At 56.1% G+C, this 18,834-nt stretch carries 19 protein-coding genes; 11 read left to right on the forward strand and 8 right to left on the reverse strand.

Translation table 11 applies throughout. The annotated features are described in order from the left end of the window. Window positions 1-247: 247 nt before the first annotated feature. Both mobA and BLW10_RS09280 read left to right on the forward strand, forming a co-directional pair. Window positions 248-856, forward strand: a complete 609-nt coding sequence (gene mobA / locus BLW10_RS09275; RefSeq protein ID WP_091334166.1) for a molybdenum cofactor guanylyltransferase MobA — start codon at window positions 248-250, stop codon at window positions 854-856. Between the two features lie 100 nt (window positions 857-956). After that, the gene (locus BLW10_RS09280) at window positions 957-2,318 is read left to right on the forward strand and encodes a DegQ family serine endoprotease (RefSeq protein WP_091334168.1); all 1,362 of its coding nucleotides are present in this window, start codon (window positions 957-959) and stop codon (window positions 2,316-2,318) included. Between the two features lie 151 nt (window positions 2,319-2,469). On the opposite strand, the gene BLW10_RS09285 is transcribed toward BLW10_RS09280, so the two are convergent. Next, window positions 2,470-4,545: an ABC transporter substrate-binding protein gene (locus BLW10_RS09285; RefSeq protein ID WP_091334170.1), complete on the reverse strand. Its 2,076-nt coding sequence runs from the start codon at window positions 4,543-4,545 to the stop codon at window positions 2,470-2,472. 135 nt (window positions 4,546-4,680) lie between these two features. Here BLW10_RS09285 and BLW10_RS09290 point away from each other — a divergent pair, with 135 nt between their 5' ends. Beyond that, on the forward strand, window positions 4,681-6,348 hold the full coding sequence (locus tag BLW10_RS09290) for a glutamine--tRNA ligase/YqeY domain fusion protein (protein ID WP_091334172.1): 1,668 nt from the start codon (window positions 4,681-4,683) through the stop codon (window positions 6,346-6,348). 5 nt (window positions 6,349-6,353) lie between these two features. After that, the gene (locus BLW10_RS09295; RefSeq protein ID WP_091334173.1) at window positions 6,354-6,998 is read left to right on the forward strand and encodes a uracil-DNA glycosylase family protein; all 645 of its coding nucleotides are present in this window, start codon (window positions 6,354-6,356) and stop codon (window positions 6,996-6,998) included. Here BLW10_RS09295 and pgl read toward each other — a convergent pair. Beyond that, window positions 6,995-7,681 (reverse strand): 6-phosphogluconolactonase, encoded by a 687-nt coding sequence (pgl, locus tag BLW10_RS09300; protein WP_091334213.1) that lies wholly within the window; start codon window positions 7,679-7,681, stop codon window positions 6,995-6,997. The genes BLW10_RS09295 and pgl overlap by 4 nt on opposite strands. Before the next feature lie 62 nt (window positions 7,682-7,743). On the opposite strand from pgl, the gene BLW10_RS09305 reads away from it, so the two are divergent. Then, complete coding sequence (locus BLW10_RS09305) at window positions 7,744-8,964, forward strand: response regulator (RefSeq protein WP_091334175.1); 1,221 nt, start codon at window positions 7,744-7,746, stop codon at window positions 8,962-8,964. A gap of 13 nt (window positions 8,965-8,977) precedes the next feature. Beyond that, window positions 8,978-9,454 carry an ATP-dependent zinc protease family protein gene (locus BLW10_RS09310; RefSeq protein WP_091334176.1) on the forward strand — a complete coding sequence of 159 codons (477 nt, stop codon included), beginning with the start codon at window positions 8,978-8,980 and terminating at the stop codon, window positions 9,452-9,454. Between the two features lie 92 nt (window positions 9,455-9,546). Here BLW10_RS09310 and BLW10_RS09315 read toward each other — a convergent pair whose 3' ends face one another. Further along, window positions 9,547-10,080, reverse strand: a complete 534-nt coding sequence (locus BLW10_RS09315) for a hypothetical protein (protein ID WP_091334178.1) — start codon at window positions 10,078-10,080, stop codon at window positions 9,547-9,549. A 415-nt stretch (window positions 10,081-10,495) separates the two neighbouring features. Between BLW10_RS09315 and BLW10_RS09320 the strand changes: the two genes are divergently transcribed. Then, a complete protein-coding gene (locus tag BLW10_RS09320; protein ID WP_091334180.1) occupies window positions 10,496-10,747 on the forward strand; it encodes a response regulator in 252 nt (83 codons plus the stop codon). A 51-nt stretch (window positions 10,748-10,798) separates the two neighbouring features. Here BLW10_RS09320 and BLW10_RS09325 read toward each other — a convergent pair whose 3' ends face one another. Both BLW10_RS09325 and nth read right to left on the reverse strand, forming a co-directional pair. Then, a complete protein-coding gene (locus BLW10_RS09325) occupies window positions 10,799-11,230 on the reverse strand; it encodes a DUF1841 family protein (RefSeq protein ID WP_091334182.1) in 432 nt (143 codons plus the stop codon). Then, on the reverse strand, window positions 11,223-11,897 hold the full coding sequence (nth, locus tag BLW10_RS09330; protein ID WP_245709302.1) for an endonuclease III: 675 nt from the start codon (window positions 11,895-11,897) through the stop codon (window positions 11,223-11,225). The genes BLW10_RS09325 and nth overlap by 8 nt, the downstream gene beginning before the upstream one ends. Window positions 11,898-12,011: 114 nt before the next feature. Here nth and BLW10_RS09335 point away from each other — a divergent pair, with 114 nt between their 5' ends. The 3 genes from BLW10_RS09335 to BLW10_RS09345 are packed head-to-tail and all read left to right on the forward strand — an operon-like array spanning window position 12,012 to window position 14,037. Further along, window positions 12,012-12,863, forward strand: a complete 852-nt coding sequence (locus BLW10_RS09335; protein WP_091334183.1) for a lytic transglycosylase domain-containing protein — start codon at window positions 12,012-12,014, stop codon at window positions 12,861-12,863. A gap of 20 nt (window positions 12,864-12,883) precedes the next feature. Continuing rightward, window positions 12,884-13,330 carry a hypothetical protein gene (locus tag BLW10_RS09340; protein WP_091334185.1) on the forward strand — a complete coding sequence of 149 codons (447 nt, stop codon included), beginning with the start codon at window positions 12,884-12,886 and terminating at the stop codon, window positions 13,328-13,330. Window positions 13,331-13,350: 20 nt separating this feature from the next. Beyond that, a complete protein-coding gene (locus BLW10_RS09345; RefSeq protein ID WP_091334187.1) occupies window positions 13,351-14,037 on the forward strand; it encodes a YiaD family glycine zipper/OmpA-like lipoprotein in 687 nt (228 codons plus the stop codon). Between the two features lie 170 nt (window positions 14,038-14,207). Here BLW10_RS09345 and cydX read toward each other — a convergent pair whose 3' ends face one another. The 3 genes from cydX to BLW10_RS09360 are packed head-to-tail and all read right to left on the reverse strand — an operon-like array spanning window position 14,208 to window position 17,139. Then, window positions 14,208-14,327, reverse strand: coding sequence for a cytochrome bd-I oxidase subunit CydX (gene cydX, locus BLW10_RS09350; RefSeq protein WP_091334188.1), 120 nt, complete (start codon window positions 14,325-14,327; stop codon window positions 14,208-14,210). A 36-nt stretch (window positions 14,328-14,363) separates the two neighbouring features. Continuing rightward, entirely contained in the window at window positions 14,364-15,506 is a 1,143-nt protein-coding gene (cydB, locus tag BLW10_RS09355; RefSeq protein WP_091334190.1) for a cytochrome d ubiquinol oxidase subunit II, read from the reverse strand. 16 nt (window positions 15,507-15,522) lie between these two features. Further along, on the reverse strand, window positions 15,523-17,139 hold the full coding sequence (locus BLW10_RS09360) for a cytochrome ubiquinol oxidase subunit I (protein ID WP_091334192.1): 1,617 nt from the start codon (window positions 17,137-17,139) through the stop codon (window positions 15,523-15,525). A 749-nt stretch (window positions 17,140-17,888) separates the two neighbouring features. On the opposite strand from BLW10_RS09360, the gene nifU reads away from it, so the two are divergent. Then, on the forward strand, window positions 17,889-18,809 hold the full coding sequence (gene nifU, locus BLW10_RS09365) for a Fe-S cluster assembly protein NifU (protein WP_091334194.1): 921 nt from the start codon (window positions 17,889-17,891) through the stop codon (window positions 18,807-18,809). Window positions 18,810-18,834: the final 25 nt, after the last annotated feature.

Genomic DNA, 18,834 nt, shown 5'->3' on the forward strand with positions numbered 1-18,834 from the left:
CGTGCCAGTTCGCGCTCTGACTTCGTGGACTCGCGTAGCTCCTGACGAATCGCGGGCGTGGTGCGGGCGTTGCGATGTAGGTTCAGATTCATGATGAGATGTTCCCTCAGGTCGCGGATGGTGTCGTCGGCAGTCGCCGCTTGGTCGTCCTCAGCTCATCACTGAGTGTGCGCAGTGCCTCGCGGGCTTGGAACAAAGGATAGCTCCTTTTCGGAATATAATCCCACGGGACGGAACAACTACTAACATGACTCCCCCACCACTCACCGGCGTCATTCTCGCAGGCGGTCGCGCTCGGCGCTTCGGTGGTCTGGATAAAGGACTGCTCGCGGTCGGCGGTCGTCCGCTGATCGCTTGGACACTCGCCGCGCTCGCGCCGCAAGTCAGCACTGTGCTCATCAACGCCAATCGTCATCTGGCGCACTACGCAGCATTTGGCTGTCCGGTCGTCGCCGACCCGATCCCCGATCATCCGGGGCCGCTTGTCGGTTTTTTGGCCGGAATGCGTGCCGCTCACACGGATTGGATTGTGACCCTGCCCTGTGACGGCCCGCAACCGCCCACCGATCTCGTCGCTCGGCTGGTCGCCGCTCGGCTCGCACACAACGCCGAGCTCGCGGTCGCCACCGACGGCCAGCGCCAGCACGCGATTCATGCCCTGCTGCCGGTCGCACTGGCGGCCGATCTCGAAGCGTTTATTCAGAGCGGCGGACGGCGCGTGACCGACTGGCAGCGCCGCTATCGGCTCGCCCTCGCCGATTTCAGCGATCAACCCGACGCATTTGACAACCTCAATACCCCGCTTGAACTGGAGCAATTTAGCGCCCAGCGCATTACTCATTCACGTCACGATTAGCACTTGCGCACGCTGCCATAGCTCGCTAGTTTGCTGCAATCTGGCAACAGCGTCCGATCAATCAATCGCGTTTGAATCCTCTGTTATTCGGTATTTGCCTATGTACTCTATTCGCTTTTTTATTCGCTGGTGGCTCTGGCCGCTGCTATTCTGTTTAATCACGCCGGCTCGCGCCGCATTGCCGCCGAGTGTCGATGGCCAACCCGTGCCGACGCTTGCCCCGATGCTTGAGCGCGTGCTACCGGCGGTCGTCAATATTTCAACCGTCACGCGCATTGAAACTGCCGAGCATCCGCTATTACGTGATCCCTTTTTTCGCCACTTCTTTGCTATTCCCAATCAGCGCCAGCCGCGAGAAAATAGCAGTCTTGGCTCGGGGATTATTGTCGATGCCAAGCGCGGTTTGGTACTCTCAAATCATCATGTGATTGCGAAAGCGGCAGCAATTCGCGTGACGCTGCATGACGGGCGTACATTAGAGGCGACCTTAATTGGCAGCGATCCTGAAACCGACATCGCCGTGCTACGGATTCCGACAGAGCATTTAACCGCTCTGCCACTTGCTGATTCAGAACAATTGCGCGTCGGTGATTTCGTCGTTGCAATCGGTAATCCATTTGGCCTGCGTCAAACTGTAACTTCGGGTATTGTCAGCGGTCTGGGACGCACTGGACTTGGCATTGAAGGCTATGAAAATTTCATTCAGACTGACGCCTCAATTAACCCGGGCAATTCGGGCGGCCCATTGGTCAATTTACGTGGTGAATTAGTCGGCATGAACACCGCTATTTTAGCGCCAGGCGGCGGAAATATCGGCATTGGCTTTGCTATTCCGACGAATATGGCCCGTGCGATTCTGGAACAATTAGTTGAGTTTGGTGCCGTGCGGCGCGGCTTATTCGGTGTTGCTGTGCAAGATTTAACTGATGAATTAGCCGGAGCACTGCGTTTAGGCAATCTTGAAGGTGCATTGATTACCACAGTTGAGCGTGGTTCAGCAGCAGATGAAGCCGGATTACGTCCCAGTGATGTGATTCTAAAACTCAATGACAAACCAGTGCGCGGCGCATCGGATTTGCGCAATCAATTCGGGCTACTGCGTGTTGGTGAAGTGGTCAAATTGGAAATTCTGCGCGACGGCAAACCGCGTCGTTTAAGTGGGCGTGTTGCTGATCCATATCGGCATTATATTGCTGGCGAACGGCTATCACCGATGTTAGCCGGGGCGCTTTTTGGCGAATTAGATACCAGCTCAGGTATTCCGGCGATTCCAATTGGAACGGTCGATCCTGATAGTCCAGCATGGCTTGCTGGTTTACGCGAAGGGGATCGTTTAGTGCAGGTCAATGGCCAGCGGGTTGGTGATCCGCGTGACATCGCGCAGATTCTGCGGGCATCAAAGGGCTTATATAGCCTGCGCATTCAGCGCGGTGATGATTTGCTATTGTTGTCGCGGAATTAAGTAGGTGATGTGGGCGGTTTTAGACCGCCCCGTCACACTCAAATTGGCGATGCGCAGGAACGCATTCAATGCAATTTTCAAGCATGAGCCGATCAATTCAAACATATTATGCCACGCGGGGATTTTGATTTCTCGGCGTCAGACCAATAAACTAAATGACTGGCGAATACGCCCGCCGCTTGCTAGGCGTCACAGCCGATTGTGGTAGTGTTATATTCGCTGCATTGCTATCGAAGGCAATCCGATTGCGACCGTTATTTTTTGCGGTATACATCGCGGTATCAGCCCGCCGCAAAATCTCTTCTTCATCTGCCGCATCATTAAAAACAACAACCCCAATACTGGCCGTGCAATGGTGCTCAATCGCGGTTGCGATATTCGCTTGAGCGAGCCGATAGGGTTCACCTAAGCGCGTCAGAATTTTCTCTGCTACGCTCTGCGCTTGCTGCGCGGCGCATATCGCATCATCATCAAGCCGACCTAATAACACGACAAATTCATCGCCACCAAATCGCGCAATCGTATCCATATCACGCACACAGGTAGCAAGACGGTGCGCCACTTCAATCAGCAAGACATCACCAACTGCATGACCATAGGCATCATTGAGCGGTTTAAAATTATCCAAATCTAAAAACATCAGCGCCCCGTGACCGCCTTCACGTCGCAAGGCAGCTAATGTACAGCCGAGCCGATCCAGTAATAGCCGCCGATTTGGAAGCTGTGTCAAGGGATCAAAAAATGCGAGTTGCCGAATTTCTGCTTCTAATCGCTGCCGCTCGCTGATGTCATTCGCCAGCGATACCACTTCACGCGGTTCCCCTAGGCGTTCTGGTAACCAAGCATTAAACCATTCACAGGTAATCACGCGCCCATCGCAGGTCAAATTATCATTGATTCCGTATGGTAAAAAATTTTCCCAAACCAACCGCGTAAGCTGGGGTTTTAAGCGTTCGCGGTCAACCATCGGCACCATAAAATCAATAAAACAGCGTCCGAGTACTTCTTCACGTTTCCAGCCAAAAACCGCCTCAGCTTGACGATTCCAGTCCGTGACGATAAATCCTTCGCGCCACACCATACCGGCGGAGGCTGTGGTCTGAAAGATGATGCGATGCCGTTCTTCACTGCGAGTTTTTTCAGCTAGTGCTAACCCTAATCGCTGATTGATACGGGCAACATAGACCGTGATCCCGCTGACAATCAGTAATAACGCAAGCGCACTATATAATTGCGTTAAATCGGATTGACCGTCTGGTGTGTATAAAAAATCATCGAGCGGATAATCTCGCGGCAGCAACTCTAAATCGGCATAGGTCGCGGCGATATGCTGCCAGCGTCCGCGTGTCATATAACCGACTTCGATTAAATCGGTGCGCAATAACGGCTTCATGCGCTCGGCTTCAAACAAATAAAACGCCCGTGAATGGTGTTGTGAGTACTTCGCGATGATTAAATCAACGATTTCTTCGGGATGCTCCATCGCATAATGCCAGCCGCGTAAACTGGCTTCACGAAATGCCCGCACTCGGTGCGGATGTTCGCGTAATTCTTGTTCCGTAGTAAAGAGATTATCGCCGTAAAAATCTATTCCGGCACTGCGTGGCGTATACACCTGATAGGACAAGCCCGAGGCGTCGAGATAATACAGTTCATTGGTGACATAGGCTGACATCGCATCGACGCGCCCGACGATTAAATCATGCGGGGCAAAGGTGTGCGGAATATCAATTAGTCGTTCCGGCTGAATCCCTTCTTGCTTGAGATAGGCGATTAATTCATCGGATTGCGGCTCAATCATCACCCGTTTGCCGACCAGATCGTGAATCCCTTGTGTGCCCGGCGCAGCGAGATCTTGCCGCGCTACCAAGACCAGTGGCGAATGCTGAAATACCACCGCCAGCACTACAACTGGCTGACCGGCTGCCCGCGCCAGCAGCAGACTGCTAGTACCAACGCCATACTGTGCCTGACCGGACAGCACGGTTTGGAGTGGATCGGTGCCCGGCGCGGCTTCAAGCAGCCGCACGTCGAGACCCACATCGCGGTAATACCCCTGTTCCAGTGCCGCGTAATAGCCAGCAAACTGAAACGCATGGCTCCACTTGAATTGCAAGGTGACAGATTCGAGTGCTTGCGCTGGTTCATTCGCATGGGCAAAGGTGCAGACGCACAATAATCCGTACCATAGGGCGCGAACACAGATAGATGTGTTGCGATGTAGCATCCTGCACACTCCGAATACATGACAGATCGTCAGCCGATGCGAAAGCCTACATCGAACCGCGATCCAAGTTTAGAATGTGATGCAAAATCCGTATCCCCCTCATTTTTCAGCCTGCATCCAAGATCTCAAGCCACTATGACCGACGCCGCCGAGTCGCCCCGCACCCATTTTATCCGCCAGATCATTGACGCCGATCTGGCCGCCGGTATCCATGAACGGATCATCACCCGTTTTCCGCCCGAGCCGAACGGCTATTTGCACATCGGGCACGCTAAGTCGATTGTGCTCAATTTTGGGCTGGCCGAAGCCTTGGGCGGACGCTGCAATCTGCGGTTCGATGACACCAACCCGCATAAAGAAAATGTCGAATTTGTTGAAGCGATTCAGGCTGATGTGCGCTGGCTCGGCTTTGATTGGGGCGAGCGGTGTTATTTTGCGTCGGATTATTTCGAGCAACTCTACGGCTTTGCGCTGGAGCTGATCGAGCAAGGTTTAGCTTATGTGTGCGATCTGTCCGCCGAGCAGATGCGCGATTATCGCGGTACGTTGACGGAACCTGGCCGCGATAGCCCGTGGCGGGAACGCTCAATCAGTGAAAATCGTGAATTATTTGCGCAGATGCGGGCGGGTGCTTTTCCCGATGGCGCACGCACGCTGCGGGCGAAGATTGATATGGCGTCACCGAATATCAATTTGCGTGATCCGGTGCTTTATCGAATTAAGCATGGTGTGGTGCATCATCAAACCGGTACCGCTTGGTGTCTTTATCCGACTTATGATTACACCCATCCGATTTCGGACGCGCTCGAAGGCGTCACGCATTCGCTCTGCACGCTCGAATTTGAAGATCATCGCCCGCTCTATGATTGGGTGATTGCGCATGTTTCGGTGCCGAGTCGCCCGCGTCAGATCGAATTTAGTCGTCTCAATCTCGAATATACGGTGATGAGCAAGCGCCGTTTAACTGAATTAGTCAGCGAAGCGCAGGTTAATGGCTGGGACGATCCGCGCATGCCGACGCTGGCCGGTTTACGGCGGCGCGGTTATACCTCGGCGGCGATTCGCGTATTCTGCGAGCGCATCGGGATTACTAAATCTGATAATCGCGTTGAAATGGCGATGCTCGAAAACGCCATCCGCGAAGATCTCGACGCAACAGCTCCACGACGGCTGGCGGTATTACGTCCGCTCAAGGTCGTGCTGACGAATTATCCCAAAGAGCAAACCGAATACGTCGAATTGGCGAATCATCCCAAAATCGCCACACTGGGCACGCGCATGCTGCCATTTGCGCGTGAAATTTATATTGATCGCGCTGATTTTGAAGAAACCCCACCGAAGGGTTTTAAGCGATTGATTCCAGGCGGTGAAGTGCGATTGCGCGGTGCTTATGTTATTCGCTGCGATGCGGTGATTCGGAATGATGCCGGTGAGATCATTGAATTGCATTGCTCAGTTGATTTCGACACGCTGGGCAAAAATCCCGAAGGGCGCAAAGTCAAGGGCGTGATTCATTGGGTCGCCGTCGCGCACGCGGTTCCAGCCGAGGTGCGATTATATGATCGGCTATTTAATGTGCCGCTGCCGGGTGCGGGTGGGAGTGATTATCGCGCCGATCTCAATACCCAATCATTGCAGGTTTTGACCGACGTGATGTTAGAACCGAGTTTACGCGCTGTTCAGGCAGGCGAGCGGTTTCAATTCGAGCGCGAGGGCTATTTTGTCGCTGATCTGGATTCAACTCTGGAACATCCGGTGTTTAATCTCACGGTTGGGTTGCGGGATACCTGGGATAAAGGTTAGCTCTGATGGTACGCACGAACACGGATACCGCCTCTCGCCAAACCGCCCTCAACGCTCTACACGCCGAGCTAGAGACTTGCCGCTGCTGCCCGAAGATGATCGGGCCAGCGGTACACAGTGAATCCGTGCTGTCGCCGGTGATGCTGATTGGCCAAGCGCCCGGCACCCGCGAAATCGCGCAGCTTAAGCCGTTTTGCTGGACAGCCGGTAAAACACTGTTTAACTGGTTTGCGCCGCTCGGACTCGACGAACCAACTTTTCGGCAACGCATCCTGATAAGCGCGGTCTGTCGCTGTTTTCCGGGCAAAAATCCTAAAGGCGGCGACCGCGTGCCGGATCGGGATGAAATCGCCCGCTGTGAACGCTGGTGGCGCGGGGAGCTGGAACTGTTGCAGCCGCGTCTGCTGCTGCCAGTCGGCAAGCTGGCGATTGCGCAACTGCTACCGGTGGCGCGACTGGATGCGGTCATCGGGCGACAGTTGAGCTATCGTGCGCCCGCTGGTTGGGAAGCGGATGTGATTCCGCTGCCGCATCCGTCCGGCGCTTCGACCTGGTTCAAGATGGAGCCGGGCCGCACCTTGCTCGCTCAAGCTCTCGCGCTGATTGCCGCGCATCCGGCGTGGCAGTCGGTTCTGAACGCGGCGGACTAAGCGCCAGCGGCCTCCGCATCAACCAACACCTCAATCCGCCCGGCCGACACCAGCCGCGCAATCGGCAACGCAGCGCCAGCCCGCCATCGTTGCAACGCCTCCCGCTTATCGCGCCCCGTGACCAAGATCAACAGGTACGCACTCGCCCCCAACGCCATCGGCGTCAACGAAACCCGCTCGGCAGGCGGCTTCGGGGCATTGGTCACCGGCATCACCAGCGCCGCATCGGGGATCGCATGCCCCGGAAATAGGCTGCCCGTGTGCCCATCCTCGCCGAGTCCAAGCAGCACCAGATCAAACGGCAATCGCTCGCTGATCAACTCCGCGTAGCGGGCAGCAGCAGGCATCGCGCCCAATTCAGCTGGAATCGGGTGCATCTGCTGTGGCGGAATCGGCACCTGATCGAGCCAAACGCGCTGTGCCGCTACACTATTCCGTGCCGCATCCGGCACCGGCACACAGCGTTCATCACCGAAAAAAATATGCCAATGCGCCCAGTCTGCCGCGTGCGTGGCCAGACGCTGATACACTGCTAACGGCGTGCGACCACCGGCAAGGACGATCTGAAACCGCCCGCGTGTGGCAATCGCGTGCGTCGCCGCCGTGAGTATGCGCTGCGTGGCGGCCTCGGCGACCTGTTCAGCCGAGGCAAACTGCTGAAAAGCAAGGTGGGTAGCGGTCATGGCGGCGTTATCCATCGGTGGCACATCATCATTGATCTTAGAATCATAGGCAAAATTGATTTATGAAGATACTCTTGGTCGATGACTCCAAATCGGCGCGTTATGCGCTCAGGCTGCAACTTCAAAAGCAGGGGGCCGAGGTCGAGATGGCCGAGTCGGCTGAGGATGCCTTCGAGAAGCTCAAGGCGGCACTCCCCGACGCGATCTTGATGGATCACATGATGCCGGGGCTGAACGGCTTTGAGGCGCTCGATGTGATCCGCGACAATCCGCGCACCGCCGCGATTCCGGTCATCATGTGTACTTCGCATGAAGAACCCGAATTTGTCGCCACCGCCGAGAAAAAAGGCGTGTTCGGCATTTTGCCTAAATCGGCTGCACCGGAATTGCTCCCCGGAATGTTAGAGCGGCTGCAAGCTGACCTGACCGCTCAGGCTGCTACCGCTGCCGCGCCGCCGGTTATGCCAACCTCAACACCGATGCCGACCCCGACCCCAGCGCCAGCAGCGGCACCGATGCCGGTTGCAACCGCCGCGCCGAGTGTGTCGGACGCGACGCTTACGCAGTTGATCGACGCCCAACTGCAAGCGCAGGTGCCCGCGCTGGTCGCACCGCTGCTCGAAACCTTGCGTGGCGATCTCAACGCGCTGATTCGCAGTGAAACTGAGCGCCTGACTGCCACGCAACAGGCCACTGAACCAGCCGCGCCGAGCTTATCCGAAGCGGCGCTTACCCAACTGATCGCAACCCAGCTTCAAGCGCAAGTGCCCAGCTTGGTCGCACCGCTGTTAGAGACCCTGCGCGGCGATCTTAACGCCCTGATTCGCAGTGAAACTGAGCGCCTGAGCGCCGCGCAACACACGGCTGAACTGGCGTCCAAGCCAATCGCACCACCAACGCCGACGATGGCGGATTTACAAGCAATTTCGACGCGCTTGGCCACTGAAACCCTGCCGGATTTGATTAAACGTGCGCTGCAAGCCGAGCGGGTGCAGACGCAAGAATGGGTTGAAAAACGGCTCGATGAAGTCACCGCGCATTCAGCGGCGAGCGAAGCCCAGGAACGGCTGGACGCCGATGACATCGCCCGCAAAGCGGTTGCCATTGCGCGGCGCGAGTCGCAAGAAGCGATCAATGCGGCCTTAGAGAAGGCGCTGCAATCGATTCAATCGCTCGAACAACGGTTGCCCGCATTGGGGCCAGTCTATGCGTTCATCGTGTTTGCGGCGGTGATTGGGCTGGGCGCGGCTGGCGCTGTCTATTATTTACTCAGCGCAGTGTGACGGTTGGTGTGAGATGCGTGACGCGCCAGACGCTGCATCGCCGCTGATCTTAGGGTGGCGCGAATGGTTGGCGCTGCCCGAACTCGGCTTGCCTGCAATCAAAGCGAAGGTTGATACCGGCGCACGCACCTCGGCGCTCCATGCGTTTTCGGTCGAGCCGCTGCAACGCAATGGCGCGTTATGGGTGCGGTTTGGCATCCATCCGCTGCAACAGCGCACGGATATTGTCGTGTATGGCGAAGCGCCGGTGATCGACCAGCGACAAGTAACTGACTCAGGCGGACATCGTGAACTGCGTTATGTGATTGCAACACCGCTCGTGCTGGCCGGTCAGGAATGGCCGATTGAACTGACCTTGACGAATCGCGAAACCATGTTGTTTCGGATGTTGCTCGGACGCACGGCGCTCGCGGGACGGGCTTGGGTGGATCCAGCGCAGTCGTTTATGATCGGACGCCAACCAGATGTAACGGCGTTATATACGCCCTGAAGCGCACCTATAGCCCAATATAAAACGGCCCAGTCCGGCGCGGTGCGGACTGGGCCGTTTTGTTTGGTGTCGAGCGTTTCGTGCTGCGTATCTTATTGGGCTTGCGGTGCCGGAGCGGTCGCAGGCGCTGACGGCTGGGCTGGCATCGGATAAGCCTGAGCATAGGCGGCGCGACGCGCCTCACGCCACTGCTGCATTGCGGCGCGGCGCTCATCCATGCGCTGCTTGGCCTGAGCGCGATACCCGTCTAGCTCTTGGCGACGTGCGTCGAACGCTGGCCGCTCAGGATACTGCGGATATTGGCCAAATTCCGGGCGCTGGGGAAATTCCGGTGCCGCTGGATACTGACCGAATGCCGGCGGCGCAGGCATTTGCGGGAACTCCGGCGCGTTCATCATTGGCGGCGGGGTCGGGAACTCGGGGCGAGCCGGGCGCTGCTGCTGCATCGCGTTCATCTGTTGCTCGGCAAACTGACGCTGGGCCTCGAACGCGGCTTGCATCGCCTGTTGGTGTTGCGCCATGACGGTTTGCGGATCAACCGGTTGATAGGGTGCGGCGTACCACGCAAATGTTGTGGTTGCAGTTGTAGCGAGCGCCAGCGCCGCAGCGGTGTGAATGAGCTTCATTGAAATTACCCTTAACGTGTGTGTTGAGCAGGCGGACAGAGCCGGAAAACTTGCTATTCAGTATATAAGAAAATTCTGAAATAGCAATAGGCGCTGGATGCGTCCAATAATATACACGCTAAAATGACAAGATCGCCGCCGGGCGGCAGCGAACGCATCGCGGTACAAACCGTCTTGACGCATTCAAAACTCGACCCGCACCGTCGGGATGCGCTACGCTGAAAGCACGTTTTCACCATGCGGGTGACGGTTGCCCAGACAGGCTATGCAGACGACGCCCTACCCCCTATTCGGATGCAGCGATTCTGATTGTTGATGATGAGCGCCCGAATATTTTATTACTGGAACGCTTGCTGAAGGCCAGCGGTTACACGAACATTTTGAGCACGGACGACCCGCGTACCTTCCCGTGCTCATGCTCACCGCCGAGCACGATCCCCGTGTCAAATTACGCGCCCTTGAATTGGGCGTGACGGATTTTCTGCTCAAGCCCTTTGATCGTGCTGAAGTCAGCAGCCGCGTGCGCAATATGTTGCAGGTGTGGTTTCTTAATAAGCGCGTCCGTCAACAAAATGCTGAATTAGAATCCAAAGTCCGTGAGCGCACGCAGGAGTTTTATGGTCGCGCTGCCGGAATTGCTGGAGATTCGGGCGCGTTATCGGGATGAGTAAGTGGGGAGTGGCCAGCTATCAGCTTGCAGCCGCCAGCTTGCAGCAATTTAGCGGTGCGTGTGACGCTGGATGCACTGGAAATAAGCGGCATCATCGAAGGCGCTGCCGCTGCGCTGAATGTTCCACAGTGCCTCGGCGAGACAGTCCATGATCGCATGTTCGGCGCGGTGTGGGTCGCCATAGTGGGCGAGTAGGCGTTGATAGTGTGCGCGGATGCCGTGCGGTTGGTCGAGGCTGAGTTGATCGAGAATGGTCAGGTGCAGCCCGAGATGTAAAAACGGATTGGTCTGGCCGAGTTCGGGCACAAAATCTTGATCGCGGGCGCGGTCGCTGTCTGCGAACCACTGTTGATACTCGGGATGTTGGCGAATGAGCATCACTAATTGCGCTTCGAGCGGTTCGAGCGGCGCATTGTGTTGGGCTTTCTGCCACGCATCGAGAAAGATTTGACGGTGGGTTTGACGGTTGTTGCTAAACATGGGCGGCGGTTTTATCAGGATATAAGCACAGATCGGCGATACAGCAGCTGGCGCAGTGCGGTTGACGAGCGGTACATATATAGCGCCCATGCAGAATCAACCAATGATGCGCATTGGCTAAAAATTCAGCGGGGATGCACGCCATTAGCCCGCGCTCGACGGCCAGCGGCGTTGCGCCTGGGGCGAGTCCAGTGCGGTTCGCAAGGCGGAAAATATGTGTGTCCACGGCAACCGTTGGCTCACCAAACGCCATGTTCAGGATCACATTCGCCGTTTTGCGCCCGACGCCGGGCAGGGCTTCGAGCGCAGCGCGATCATGCGGCACCGCGCCGCCGTGGTGCTCGATTAACTGCGCACAAGTCTGAATAATATGACGCGCTTTGCTGTTAAATAGCCCGATGGTGCGAATATAGGGCTTCAGTCCCACCTCGCCGAGGTTCAGGATCGCCTGCGGGGTGTTGGCGTGGGCAAACAGCGTCGTGGTCGCCTGATTGACGCTTTTATCGGTCGCCTGCGCCGAGAGGATGACGGCAATCAGCAACTCAAACGGACTGTGATGGCGCAGTTCCGTCGTCGGCGCGGGATTGGCCGCCCGCAGACGGCTAAACAGCGTGTGGCAGTGTTCGGGAGTCATATAGGCTGAATAAGGCTGATAGGCTTGAAACATCCGAAGAATGCTGTCAATCCTGAAACATCCTGTTCATCCTGTCTAGTCATCCTGCGCTCGGTCTGCCGCGAACGTAGCAGAATCCTTGATTGGCTGTGTAACACGACCCAACTCATGCACTCAAAACCACTTGCTCGCTTGGCTATCCCTCTGCTCGCGCTGCTGGTGCCGCTGGCGCTGCGTGCTGAGACTGAGCAGCCAGCCGCACCAACACTCGCGCCGGTGACGGTACCGCCGCCGACCACGCCGACGCCGACGCTGACACCCGACTCAGCACCTGTACTGGAACCCGCGCCGGTCGCGGAACCGGCTCGCCCCGTCCGTCCGACGCCGCCGGAACGTCCGCGCCCGAGTCGCGCTGAGGTACAGGCGCTGATTCCGGATGTCGCCCGACGGCATGGCGTCGAAGAAGCCTTGATTCGCGCCGTCGTCGCCGCCGAATCAAACTATAATGCACACGCCGTCTCGCCCGTCGGCGCAGTCGGATTGATGCAACTCATGCCGCCGACAGCCGCTGATTATGGCGTGACTTCGGTAGCGGATTTATTCGATCCGCGCATCAATCTTAATACCGGCACCCGTCATATTAAGCGCCTGTTGCGCAAATATAAAAATGATTATGGGCGCGTTATTATGGCTTATAACGCCGGTGAAGGCGTCGTGGATCGCACCAATAGCCAGGTCACGTATCAAGAAACGCTCAATTACACCGAAGCGGTGATTCGTCATTATCGTCGCTACGGAGGCACGGCACCGACGCAAACTGCACTCGATCAAGTGCAAACCCTGCGCACGGTGCGCAATACCAGTCAAGCGCGACGGCTATTGAAAAAATATCTCGATCCATCGCTGTTATCGCTCAAAGTTAAACCGACGCTGGATGTACGCTCATTAAATCCGGCGCTGCATGATGTCGGGCCGGAGAGCAAACCCATGTTTGAACTCAATACCACCGTCATTCGTTGAAATTACCACCTGTTATCAAAATGAACCCGACGCTCCAAAAATTGCGCCAAATCGCTCAAAATAGCACCCTGAGCGCCGAAGACATGGTCACCCGCAAACGCGAATTGCACGCCTCTTGCGCGGAATTAGCAGCACCACTAGTGCAGGCATTTCGTGATGTGCAAGGTGAATTTGTACGCATTGCCATGCTCAGACGCATCTGGCCAGATGATTACGATCAGCGTGATGATCACGTCGCCGGATTATTACTCGATTGGATTGGGCCAGAATCCGCGCCACAGGGATTAAAATTAGCTATGCCGGGCGGCTCGCTCACCTTTGAAGTCGCGCTCAAACGCGATGGTTCAGCGGTTTTTACCTGCGTGCGCGATACGCTCGGGCAGCGTCCGGCAATGATGGACTTTGCCAATCGGGATGATTGGCTGGAGTTTTTTTATAAATCTATTGCGGAATTAGTTGAACTGTAACGAATTTAGAGGGCAAAAGTATGACTCGCTTCAATACGAAACCGCTGATTGTATCCGCGACACTGGTCGCATTGATAAGCGGTTGTGCAACCAATAACACAGGCTTAACCCAAACCGGACGCGGGGCCGCGATTGGCACTGCCGCTGGAATCGCTGCGGGTGCGTTGATTGGCTCGCGTAGCGGCAACGCTGGCAAGGGCGCATTGATTGGCGCAGTTGGCGGGGCACTGCTGGGCACGATGGTTGGTTCGTATATGGAAAAGCAAAAGCAGGATTTTGAGCGGGAATTAGCGCCCGAAATTGGGAATGGCGTGATTCGTGTGCAAAAACTGCCCGATTATCAATTGCTTGTCGGCATGACTGGCACCACAGCCTTTGAGCTTAATTCGGATCGGATTCAGCCGAGTTTTTATAGCACGCTCGATAAAATTGCGGCGATTGTGCGCGAATACGGCAAGACTCAATTAAGTGTTTCCGGCCATACTGATAGCACGGGTTCAGCGGATTATAATTTGGCGCTCTCAGAACGACGCGCTGCTGCTGTGCAGAATTATTTAGAACGCGGTGGCGTACTACCGCAGCGGATTTATTCAGCCGGTTTTGGGATGAATCAGCCGATTGCAACGAATGCCAACGAGCAAGGGCGACGGTTGAATCGGCGGGTTGATATTGTGATTTTGCCGATTGTTGAGAATGAAGGGGTTTAGGGGCGTGTTGTTCTGGTGACGAAGCTCTAGCTTCGTCAGGGTTATCTAAAAGCAGCAATCACGAAGCTGAAACTTCGTGATTAAAAACATCCTAATCTCACAATCAAACACACAAAAAACGCGGCTCAAGGCCGCGTTTGTATTTTGTATTTAGAGCTGCTGACAGCTAATCACTCTGGGCAGTGATCATCGGCTGTGCTCCGACATTGATCGGATTCATACCAGAGCACGTTGATAATGCCAAACGCCAGCGCCAGCAAGACGCCTAAAATCCACGAAAAATACCACATCGGTTGCTCCTCGCTGAATGCGGGAAATGGGCATACTCAATATGCCAGATGATCCTGAGCGCGGATTTCTTCTACTGTCACCCGTCGCCACATCTTCGTATACGTCCAGGTGGTGTAGCCGATAATCAGCGGCACAAAAATCACCGCCGCCCAGAACATCACCGACAGCGTTAAATGACTCGATACCGCATCCCAAGCAATTAAACTGCTATTGGGATTGGTGCTCGACGGCATAATAAACGGAAACATCGCCGCGCCTGCGGTCATAATAATGCCGGTTAGCCCCAAACTGCTGGCCGCTAATCCCCAACCGGCACGATTTGACATCGAGGCCAATATCGCTAAACCCATGCCGGCAAATCCAAGCAGCGGGAAAATCAGCGTCCAGGGATGCGCGGCATAATTGGCCAGCCAGCCGTAGCCTTCGCGGATGACTGCTTTCGTCAGTGGATTGGGGGTCGCATCGAGCGCCGGCATCGACACCACCTTGTAGCCTTCAACCCCAACCGTCAGCCACACGCCCGCCAACGCAAAGGCGACGATGGTGGCTAAACCAGCCTGTTTTGCCACGACTTGCGCCCGACTCGAAATCGGCTCGGCAGTGCGCAGTTGCAGCCAGATTGCGCCGTGCATCACCAACATGCCGAGGCTGACTAACCCGACGAGCAGCGCGAAGGGATTGAGCAGTCCGAAGAAACTGCCGCTGTAATAGGGGCGCAAAAATTCATCGAGATGAAAGGGCACGCCCTGTAGCAGATTGCCGAACGCGATGCCGAACACCAGCGCCGGTACTGCACCGCCGATGAACAAGCCCCAATCCCAGGCATTGCGCCAAGTGGGATTGGCAATCTTGCTGCGATAATCAAAGCCGACCGGCCGGAAAAATAGCGCAAATAGCGCCAGCAGCATCGCAAAGTAAAAGCCAGAAAAAGCCGTGGCGTAGACCAGCGGCCAGGCGGCAAAGATCGCGCCGCCAGCCGTAATCAGCCAGACTTGATTGCCGTCCCAATGCGGGCCGACGGTGTTGATGATGACGCGCCGTTCTTCATCGGTTTTGCCGAGGAAAGGCAGCAGGGCACCGACGCCCATATCCAGCCCATCGGTGACAGCAAAGCCGATAAACAGCACCCCCACCAGCACCCACCAAAGAAATTTCAGCGTTTCGTAGTCAAGGATCATTGCGGCGGTCTCCTGCCTAGTCGAGCGGTTTCTGCGGAGCGGTTGTCGGCGTCATGCCGTCGCCGATCTCAGCCGCGTGATGCGCGGGATGCTCGTGATGATAACGTCCGGTGTGCAGCGAACTCGGGCCGAGCCGCGCAAACTTGAACATCAGATACATCTCGATGATGAACAACAATGTGTAGAAGATGATGAAGCCGGTCAGACTCATCAGGATGTCATTGGCAGTCAGACTCGACACGGCAATCGAGGTCGGTAAGACCTCACCGATAGCCCAGGGTTGGCGGCCAAATTCCGCGACAAACCAGCCGGTTTCTACCGCAATCCAGGGTACCGGAATGCTGTAAAGAAACAGCCGCAACAGCCAGCGTTTCTGTTCCAGCACGCGCTTGGCGTTGTAATAAAAGCCGAGTGCTAACAGCAGCAACATCCACACGCCCGCGCCGACCATGATGCGGAATGTCCAAAACAGCGGCGCGACCTCGGGAATCGAGTCCTTGACCGCGAGTTGAATCTGCTCTTCGGTCGCCTGTGCCGGATTGTCGGTGTACCGCTTCAGCAACAAGCCGTAGCCAAGATCTTTTTTATGCTCCTCGAATGCGGCGCGATGTTCGGGTGTGTCCGCGCCATTGCGTAGCTGTTGCAGATAGTCATAGGCAATCATGCCACTGCGAATCCGCACCTCATGTTCAGCCATTAGGTTTTTGAGGCCCGGCACTTCGGTATCCAGCGAGCGGGTGGCGATCAAGCCGAGTAGCCAAGGAATTTTGATCGCGTTATGGGTTTCCTCATCGGTATTATTCGGATTGCCATAGATCGTGAACGCTGCGGGCGCGGGTTCGGTGTGCCATTCGGCCTCAATTGCCGCGAGCTTGACTTTTTGCACATCCCCGACTTCATAGCCGGATTCATCACCCAGCAAAATAACCGAGAGAATCGAGGCCAGACCAAAGCCGATAGCCACCGAGAACGAGCGTTTCGCAAAGGCCAGATCGCGCCCCTTAAGCATATAAAACGCGCTGATACCGAGCACGAACATCGAAGCCGTGACATAGCCAGCGGCGACGGTATGAACGAATTTCACTTGCGCGACCGGATTAAACAGCAGCTCGCTAAAGCTGGTCATTTCCATGCGCATGGTTTCGTAGCTAAATTCAGAGCCGACCGGATTTTGCATCCAGCCGTTGGCGACCAGAATCCACAGTGCCGAGAGGTTCGAGCCAAGCGCGGTGAGGAAGGTGACTGTCAGATGCTGGCGCTTCGAGAGCCGCTCCCAGCCGAGGAAGAACAGACCAATGAAGGTCGATTCGAGGAAGAAGGCCATCAAGCCTTCAATGGCCAGCGGTGCGCCGAACACATCGCCGACATAATGACTGTAATAGGCCCAATTCGTGCCGAACTGAAACTCCATCGTCAGGCCGGTGGTGACACCGAGCGCGAAGTTAATACCGAAGAGCTTGCCCCAGAATTTCGTCATATCGCGGTAGATTTCACGACCGGTCATGACGTAGACGCTCTCCATGATCACCAGGATCCAGGAGAGGCCGAGGGTAAGTGGAACAAACAGGAAGTGATACATCGCGGTGACGGCAAATTGCCATCGCGACAGTTCGACCATCGTGCTGTCAAGCATGAATGATTCTCCTGAAAACCGTGACGGATGAGGTCGCGGGGAATGGCTACAGCGACGCTTGACCGGTCGAGAGCAAGAGGGCTTACGAGGGGTCGCGCCGGTGGCAAAGACTATACCGAATCGCGCTGTTCGGGAATGGCTTGGGTCAGCTTATGAGCGTCCAGTCTGCTCCATTAAACTTGCCTAAACTTTTCTCATCACAAAGCTCCAGCTTTGTGATGTGGGGAACATCAAGCTAGAAGCTGGCCGCGCTTTGTCCGCTTCACGACAACCACCCGCCTCCACCTGCCCCGATACGCCCGCCGCATCATCGCAACCTCTTGAACAATCAGCATTTTATGCACCTATTCGCGCTCGGCATGATCTCTGCTTAAGCTCTAACATGTGTCTCAACCGAGACCTCAAGCCACACCGTCGGCCTGTGCGCCGGACGTTTTAGCTAACACGCTGCTGGAGCCGCTAACTGATCGCTGATTTTGCTCAAACGTATTGACAGATGCTCAGGATGGGCATTGCTTGAGACCGCTAACAGCGGTTCAACGACGAGCTGATAGAGGACATTGCAAGTGGCTAGGCTTCGGTTTGGCGCTTTACCGCAAGGGGATGAAACCTCTGGAGAGCTTGATCGATTGAGGGAATCCGGCGCCACTGAGCGTCAAGGGCTTGAGTTGGGTGGTTCGCCGCGTCAACCAAGTGCAGATAAATCCATTGAGCAAGTTTGCTCAAGTTAAATGGAGCAGAGACAAGCCATGTGGGACTATTCCGAAACCGTTCAGGAGCATTTCTTCAGTCCCCGCAATGCTGGGGCCGTCAAGGACGCCAACGCCGTCGGTGAGGTCGGTTCGCTGTCCTGTGGCGATGCGCTGCGCTTAACACTCAAGGTCGATCCAGCAACTGACACCATCCTTGCTGCCGGGTTTCAGACCTTCGGCTGCGGCTCGGCGATTGCCTCCAGTTCGGCGCTGACGGAAATCATCACGGGCATGACGCTCGATCAAGCCTTGCAAGTCAGCAATCAAGATATCGCCGATTATCTCGACGGCCTGCCGCCGGAAAAAATGCACTGCTCGGTGATGGGCCGCGAGGCGCTGCAAGCCGCTGTCGCCAATTATCGCGGCGAGGTCTGGAGCGACAATCACGAAGAGGGCGCGTTAGTCTGCAAATGTTTCGCGGTCGATGAAAAATTGATCGAAAACACGATCCGCGCCAATAACCTGAAAACCGTCGAAGAGGTCGTCAACTACACCAAAGCTGGTGGCGGATGTTCGGCCTGTCACGAAGGGGTTGAAGAAATTTTGAGCCGTGTGCTCGGCGAATCCGGCCACAGCTTTGCGCCATCGGCGGGGACGACGCCGCTGCCGGTCAAAGCCGGTCGCCCGCGCTTGACCACCGTCGAGCGCATCCGTCGTATCGAAACCGTGCTCGACAGCGTGCGCCCGACGCTGCAACGCGATCATGGCGATATCGAACTCGTCGATGTTGAGGGGCGACAGGTCTATGTCAAGCTGCGCGGTGCCTGTGTTGGCTGTCAGATGGCTGCTGTCACGCTCGACGGCATTCAGACGCAAATCAGCGAGGCGCTGGGTGAATTTGTGCGCGTGATTCCCGCCGAAGCCCGCGCCCGTCACAGCGCCTCAGCCGCATCAGAATCGCACGTTGCGTGCGCCTGAGCATCCCGCTTTCGACCGTTTGCAC

Origin of the sequence: Allochromatium warmingii (assembly GCF_900107145.1) — a bacterium.
Taxonomy (GTDB): Bacteria; Pseudomonadota; Gammaproteobacteria; order Chromatiales; family Chromatiaceae; genus Thermochromatium; species Thermochromatium warmingii.

Coding starts and splice junctions, on each gene's coding strand:
- mobA (WP_091334166.1), top strand. CDS start 248: ATGACTCCCCCACCACTCACCGGCGTCATTCTCGCAGGCGGTCGCGCT.
- BLW10_RS09280 (WP_091334168.1), top strand. CDS start 957: ATGTACTCTATTCGCTTTTTTATTCGCTGGTGGCTCTGGCCGCTGCTA.
- BLW10_RS09285 (WP_091334170.1), bottom strand. CDS start 4,545: ATGCTACATCGCAACACATCTATCTGTGTTCGCGCCCTATGGTACGGA.
- BLW10_RS09290 (WP_091334172.1), top strand. CDS start 4,681: ATGACCGACGCCGCCGAGTCGCCCCGCACCCATTTTATCCGCCAGATC.
- BLW10_RS09295 (WP_091334173.1), top strand. CDS start 6,354: ATGGTACGCACGAACACGGATACCGCCTCTCGCCAAACCGCCCTCAAC.
- pgl (WP_091334213.1), bottom strand. CDS start 7,681: ATGACCGCTACCCACCTTGCTTTTCAGCAGTTTGCCTCGGCTGAACAG.
- BLW10_RS09305 (WP_091334175.1), top strand. CDS start 7,744: ATGAAGATACTCTTGGTCGATGACTCCAAATCGGCGCGTTATGCGCTC.
- BLW10_RS09310 (WP_091334176.1), top strand. CDS start 8,978: ATGCGTGACGCGCCAGACGCTGCATCGCCGCTGATCTTAGGGTGGCGC.
- BLW10_RS09315 (WP_091334178.1), bottom strand. CDS start 10,080: ATGAAGCTCATTCACACCGCTGCGGCGCTGGCGCTCGCTACAACTGCA.
- BLW10_RS09320 (WP_091334180.1), top strand. CDS start 10,496: ATGCTCACCGCCGAGCACGATCCCCGTGTCAAATTACGCGCCCTTGAA.
- BLW10_RS09325 (WP_091334182.1), bottom strand. CDS start 11,230: ATGTTTAGCAACAACCGTCAAACCCACCGTCAAATCTTTCTCGATGCG.
- nth (WP_245709302.1), bottom strand. CDS start 11,897: ATGTTTCAAGCCTATCAGCCTTATTCAGCCTATATGACTCCCGAACAC.
- BLW10_RS09335 (WP_091334183.1), top strand. CDS start 12,012: ATGCACTCAAAACCACTTGCTCGCTTGGCTATCCCTCTGCTCGCGCTG.
- BLW10_RS09340 (WP_091334185.1), top strand. CDS start 12,884: ATGAACCCGACGCTCCAAAAATTGCGCCAAATCGCTCAAAATAGCACC.
- BLW10_RS09345 (WP_091334187.1), top strand. CDS start 13,351: ATGACTCGCTTCAATACGAAACCGCTGATTGTATCCGCGACACTGGTC.
- cydX (WP_091334188.1), bottom strand. CDS start 14,327: ATGTGGTATTTTTCGTGGATTTTAGGCGTCTTGCTGGCGCTGGCGTTT.
- cydB (WP_091334190.1), bottom strand. CDS start 15,506: ATGATCCTTGACTACGAAACGCTGAAATTTCTTTGGTGGGTGCTGGTG.
- BLW10_RS09360 (WP_091334192.1), bottom strand. CDS start 17,139: ATGCTTGACAGCACGATGGTCGAACTGTCGCGATGGCAATTTGCCGTC.
- nifU (WP_091334194.1), top strand. CDS start 17,889: ATGTGGGACTATTCCGAAACCGTTCAGGAGCATTTCTTCAGTCCCCGC.